This window comes from Ligilactobacillus ubinensis (assembly GCF_024160875.1).
Classification (GTDB): Bacteria; Bacillota; Bacilli; order Lactobacillales; family Lactobacillaceae; genus Ligilactobacillus; species Ligilactobacillus ubinensis.
Genome location: NZ_JAIULA010000041.1, coordinates 1 through 5,925 on the forward strand (window position 1 = coordinate 1; position 5,925 = coordinate 5,925).

Below are 5,925 nucleotides of genomic sequence, written 5' to 3' on the forward strand. Positions count from 1 at the left end.
ATCAAAAAACTGGGCTACGAAAATCCAAAGATTTTCACAGCCCAGTTTTTTAATCGAGAGACTTATGTCACAGCCTCAGTCTATGCTTGTGGGATTATAAAGAATGCAATGAGTAAATCTGATTAAATAAAGGCCTATGTAGGGGATTTTAAAAGTTGTTTTTGTTAATTAAGAAGGCTTTTTAAGATTATCATTTTGCCGCAACACTATTAGATTAGTAGGGACGGGACGGATTCTATGGCAGAATACTATGCAGATTCTACTAAGGGTGGGTATTTAGAAATAAATTTTTAACCGCATATATTCGGGTACACTAAAAGTTCTAATCGAAGTTGTTCCAAAATTCACCTCAAACTCATATATGTAATAAGGAGAGGACATTTAAATGAACGTTATAGTAGAGGTAGTTATAGTATTAATTGTTTGTTCTTTTCAATGGTATTCAGGTTTTATAAATAATATGATTCTAGGACTTGTTTTACTTGTTTTACCTGTTTTAGCAATTTTAGGATGTTTATATCTATTATTTAACGGACAAATTAGGTTTTCTGTTAGAGATTGTTTAACACCATTAATACTTATTTTTGGTCTTTTGGCAATTTATTCTGATGGTGAATACAGAAGTAAGAATAAAAAGTAATATAATACGTTGAGTTAAAAAATATAGGATCTGGGACAAAAGTCTCGGATCCGTTATTATTTTAAAAATTTAGTGATAGAACATGAACACGTAGTAGTTGGTGTGCTTAACTTTAAAACTTAGCAATCAATGCCTAGAATATCTGAATTACGATGTTAATATATGTTAGCTAACTGTTGTTGCTATTTTCAAGGGAATTTTAGAGCAGTAACTTTGTATTATTAGATAAGCAACTTACAAATCAATTATTCAAGCTGTTTTCTTTTGTAGTAACTAGGTGATGTATGATAAGTGGCAGTAAAGGAATTGTAAAAATTTCGATAACTTTCAAACCCACATTTTTCAGCAATGACTGTAAAGCTTTGTTTATCTAGTAACATTAACTGAATGGCTTGATTTAAACGAACGGAAATCAAGAAATTTTTAAAGTTCATACCTAAGTTAGCCTTTATGAGCTTTGAACAATACGTATCTGAGTATGAGAAATAGTGAGCAACATCGTGTAAGGTAATATCATTCATATAGTTTTGATTGATGAATTGAATAAATAAATTAATAAATTTCAGTCCGTCATTATTGGAATTTGCTTGGATTGGTTTTTGAAAGTATTTAGTCAAATAGCTAATAATATCCAAAGTAACTGAATAAATATCAATATTATCTGAGATAGCCTTGTTTTCAATGTCTAGTATGGAAGTTAGACGCTTGAGATGAGCTATTAGATTAGAGGTGTTTTCGTGTTTATTTAGGGTGTTTAGATTAAAGACAAAAGATTGGTTATATTTTCCAAAAGTTAGCGATTGTAAAAAGCTGAGAGGTAACTGTAAGCATAATATCCAGTTGTGTTCTGAACTGAAAGTTGAATGAACGACATTGGGGTTTATAATCATTGCATTGTTTGGGGTCAAATGAAATTTTTGATTTACTAATTCAATATTTAGTGATCCTTCAAGGCAAAAGAGTAGCTCCGTACTTTGGTGCCAATGAAATGGAACCCGGCGAGTTAAATCTTTTGCATGAAAGTCAAAGATTTTAAAAGGAAAGTAGTCTTTAAGATTGATTATTTCATGATTGATTTGCATATTTAAGTTCCTTTCTAGTTAAAATCAAGGCTTAGAAGATAATTTTGAAATTATAATAGCAAAAAATTACATATTTTTCAATAATAAAATGCATTCACATATCTTTGATAGCGTTTTATTATACAAGTAAGGATATATCCAAAAAACAGAGTGAGAGGTTATAAAAATGAAAGAAAAAATTTCTGCTTTTTTTGAGAAAATTTCACCAACTCTAAATCGAATTGGGAATAACGTTTATTTACAAACAATAATGGGGGCAATGATGGCCTTACTAGGTCCCATCATTTTAGGATCTTTTGCTACTTTAGGTGCTGTTTATGCAACTCAATATAAATTAACTGCAATAGCAACTTTATTAGCAACCGTTAGTACTTTAACCATTGGTTCAATGGCATTATATTTATCTTTTTTGATGGCTAAATACTTGGTTCAAAATTTGTTGAAAGATGATGATGGCACCGCCGCTGGTATCATTTCACTGATGAGTTTTTTGATTATGACGCCATTAGGCAGTATAAAAGCTAGTGGTAGTGTTGTTAGCGCAATTCCAACTACGTGGTTATCATCACAAGGCGTTTTTTCTGCAATGATTATTGGATTATTAGTTGGACGCGCATATGCGTATATTAAAGAACATGGGTGGACAATTAAGATGCCGCAAGGAGTTCCGCCAATGGTTTCGCAAGCATTTGCAAGTTTAATTCCCGCAGTTTTAATCGGGATTGTGGCAGCAGCAGTTTCGTTTGGTTTTTCTTTAACAAGTTGGAAGAGTTTCCATGAAATGGTCTTTAGCTTAATTCAAACACCGTTAAGCAATATTGGCGGCTCAATCTGGGCGATGATTGCAGTTACGCTGTTAATGCAAATTTTGTGGTTCTTTGGTATTCATGGCACCAATGTTTTGCTGCCATTAGTAACTCCAATTTGGTTAGCGTTAGATATGCAAAATTTAGCGGCTTTTAAAGCGGGTAAAGCTGTTCCTAACATGTTTGGTTTAGCCTTTTTCAACGTTGTTACGTGGGGTGGTACAGCACTGGGCTTAGTTTTATTAATGTTATTTGTTGCTAAGAGTAAACGTTATAAAGAACTTGGAAAAATTTCAATTGTGCCAGCTATCTTTGGAATAACAGAGCCAATTATTTTTGGGACACCACTAGTATTGAACTTTGATTTTATCTTCCCATTTATTACCAACAATACAATTGCAATTGTTGTCGCAATGCTGGCTACCAAACTAGGAATTGTCGCTGAATTTACTGGAGCTCAAGCAGTCTTTGGGTTACCACTGGGCTTTCATGCAATGATTGGCGGACATATCTCAATTGTCTTCTTACAATTATTCATTCAACTAATCTTATCGCCAATTCTGTGGTTCCCATGGTTTAAGCGAGCAGATAAAAAAGCTCTGTTAGCAGAAACACAAGAAGTTTAAGGCAATTTTGACTTTAGCAAATATTTATGTGTAAGGGGAAATGAGAAGATGGAAACTAAAGACTTGCAAGAATTACTGGATGATATGTCATTAGAAGAGAAAATTGGACAATTGATTCAGCTGTCAGGTGATTTTTTTGAGGTTAATAATATTTCGATTGGTCCAAAACAAAAACTGGGAATAACTCAAAAAACAGTCGATTTAACAGGATCCCTCTTAAATGTTACGGGCGCAGAAATAACTACAAAAATTCAAAAAGAACAGATGGCTAAACAACCACATCATATTCCCGTATTATTTATGTCAGATGTTATTTATGGCTACAAAACCATTTATCCAATTCCTTTAGGTTTAGGCGCAACTTGGAATCCTAATCTGATTGAAAAAGCATTCCAAAACACTGCGCATGAAGCTGCTTCTAGTGGAAATCATGTGACATTTGCCCCGATGGTAGATGTTGTACATGATGCACGTTGGGGAAGAGTACTAGAGTCTCCAGGTGAGGATCCGCTTTTGAACGCAAAATTTGCTAAAGCCATGGTTAGTGGATTTCAAAAAGATTTAGACAAAGGCAGTGGACAAGTCTCCTGTGTAAAACATTTTGCAGCGTATGGAGCAGCTGAAGGTGGCCGTGAATACAATAGTGCGGATATGTCCATTAGTAATTTGTTCCAAAATTATCTTCCACCGTACAAAGCAGCTGTTGATGCGGGGGCAAAAATGGTGATGACCTCATTAAATACTTTGAATGGGATACCAGCAACTGCAGACAAAGCACTTTTAGTCGAATTATTAAGAAAATCGTGGGCGTTTTCGGGTACCATAATTTCAGATTATGCTTCTATCTTCGAATTGATTAAGCATGGTTTTGCAGCTGATCAGGAAGATGCAACCCAGAAGGCATTTGATGCGACGGTTGACATTGATATGAAGTCACCTTGCTATGCTAATAATTTACCCAAGTTAGTTGAAGACGGTCGTTTAAGTTTAGACAGACTAGATGAAGCTGTTTGGCGAATCTTAACCTTAAAAAACGAATTGGGATTATTTGAGGATCCATTTAAGCGTGTTTCAATTGAGCAGGAGAAAAAGTCACTTTTAACAGACTCTAAGAGAAAATTAGCGCGGCAAGTCGCTGCTGAATCACTCGTTCTTTTAAAAAATAATGATAATGTATTACCCCTTAATCCTAAAGCGCAAAAGATTGCTCTGATTGGTCCATATAGTGACAGCAAGTATCTATTAGGTATGTGGGCTGTTCATGGGAATGTAGAAGATACTATTACAATTCGGCAAGGAATGGAAAGTTATTTAGGCAAAGACAAGTTTAAAGTTGCCAATGGAACCGATATCTCACGTGATTATAAAATGCTAAAGGACATGGGTTATTTTTCTGATGAGCAGATAGATCAGATGATTTCAACAGAAGATGTAGAAGTAAAACGGCAGCAAACTGCAATTGAAACAGCCAAAAAAGCCGACACAGTTATTCTGGCTTTAGGCGAACATACACTTGAGTCAGGTGAAGCAGGTTCAAAGACATTACTCCGTTTACCAGAAAATCAACAGCAATTATTAGATAAAATCTGCAAATTGGGTAAAAAGGTTATTTTAGTTTTAATTAGTGGCAGACCACTAGTTTTAAAAGACGTTGAACCTAAAGTGGATGCAATTATTCAAGCGTGGTTTCCGGGAACAGAAGGTGGTAATGCAATTGCTGATGTTATTTTGGGAAAAATCAATCCTTCAGGTCGGCTATCGATGAGCTTTCCGTATATAGAAGGGCAAGAGCCGATTTACTACAGCCATTTAATAACAGGTAGACCGCAAGGAGCTTCACAACATGTAGGCAGATTTGTATCCCGGTATATTGATACGCCAACAGAGCCGATGTATCCATTTGGGTACGGACTTTCTTACGGTGAGATAGAATACAGTGATTTTGTGTTACGGCAAAAGGAAATAACGCAAGATGAAACCTTAACGGTCTCGTTAACTTTGAAAAATAATAGTTCATGGGATTGTTTGGAAACTGTTCAATTATATCTACATGATAAGGTTGCAAGTGTTGTTCAACCTGTAAAACGGTTAATTGACTTTAAAAAGGTATTTGTTAAAGCCCAGCAGCAGTTAAACGTTGAATTTGAGATTACAAGTCAAGAATTAGAATTTTTTGATAATCAAGGGCAACGCGTTTTAGAAGCAGGTGCATTTGAGCTATTTGTAGGTCCAAATTCACGAGATGTTTTAAAAGAAAGTTTTACTTTAGTGGGTGAGAGTTAGTTTTTGGAATGGATGATTAATTGAACAGGTGTAGACTACCTATTTTTACTAATGGGTAGTTTTTTTAATGTTTATATTTTTGTAAATTATAAGTTTTACATACATAGGAGGAGAGAGATTTACTTATACAATCTAAGAAAAAGGTAAATAAAGTAGTGGTTAGTAGCATTTTTTAAGTAGTGGCTACTGAATTAGGCCTTTGAATTTAATCTATTTGGTTTGTACGGAGTATTACGCAATCAAAAACCGCAATTGTATATTATGATTATAAAAGTACTCGTTCAGAAAAACTTGCCCAAATTATCAATCAAAATTTTCATAGGTGTTCTCCAGTGTGATGGATATAGTGGATATAACAGCTTAGAGAATTCAAATACTAGAGTAGGTTGGTGGGTACATGTGTACCGCAAGTTTTATGAAAATGTCACTAGAATTGGCGGCCAGTTTGAATATTTACAGGATATACTAGAAAAGATATCACAACTGCC

The 5,925-nt window shown here is 34.6% G+C and carries 5 protein-coding genes; 4 read left to right on the top strand and 1 reads right to left on the bottom strand.

Annotation, left to right across the window (positions count from 1 at the left end; genetic code table 11):
- Positions 1-385: 385 nt before the first annotated feature.
- Positions 386-640: a hypothetical protein gene (locus tag LB941_RS12150; RefSeq protein ID WP_253362254.1), complete on the top strand. Its 255-nt coding sequence runs from the start codon at positions 386-388 to the stop codon at positions 638-640.
- Positions 641-885: 245 nt separating this feature from the next.
- Here LB941_RS12150 and LB941_RS12155 read toward each other — a convergent pair whose 3' ends face one another.
- On the bottom strand, positions 886-1,722 hold the full coding sequence (locus tag LB941_RS12155) for an AraC family transcriptional regulator (RefSeq protein ID WP_253362255.1): 837 nt from the start codon (positions 1,720-1,722) through the stop codon (positions 886-888).
- 166 nt (positions 1,723-1,888) lie between these two features.
- On the opposite strand from LB941_RS12155, the gene LB941_RS12160 reads away from it, so the two are divergent.
- From LB941_RS12160 to LB941_RS12170, 3 genes are all read left to right on the top strand, one after another.
- Positions 1,889-3,154: a PTS sugar transporter subunit IIC gene (locus tag LB941_RS12160; protein ID WP_253362256.1), complete on the top strand. Its 1,266-nt coding sequence runs from the start codon at positions 1,889-1,891 to the stop codon at positions 3,152-3,154.
- A 48-nt stretch (positions 3,155-3,202) separates the two neighbouring features.
- Entirely contained in the window at positions 3,203-5,437 is a 2,235-nt protein-coding gene (bglX, locus tag LB941_RS12165; protein ID WP_253362257.1) for a beta-glucosidase BglX, read from the top strand.
- Positions 5,438-5,698: 261 nt separating this feature from the next.
- Positions 5,699-5,925, top strand: a 227-nt coding sequence (locus tag LB941_RS12170; RefSeq protein ID WP_253362258.1) for an IS66 family transposase, incomplete at its 3' end; no start/stop codon positions are given.

Excerpts from the sequence above, each read along its gene's own strand:
- LB941_RS12150 (WP_253362254.1), top strand. The coding sequence starts at position 386 with ATGAACGTTATAGTAGAGGTAGTTATAGTATTAATTGTTTGTTCTTTT.
- LB941_RS12155 (WP_253362255.1), bottom strand. The coding sequence starts at position 1,722 with ATGCAAATCAATCATGAAATAATCAATCTTAAAGACTACTTTCCTTTT.
- LB941_RS12160 (WP_253362256.1), top strand. The coding sequence starts at position 1,889 with ATGAAAGAAAAAATTTCTGCTTTTTTTGAGAAAATTTCACCAACTCTA.
- bglX (WP_253362257.1), top strand. The coding sequence starts at position 3,203 with ATGGAAACTAAAGACTTGCAAGAATTACTGGATGATATGTCATTAGAA.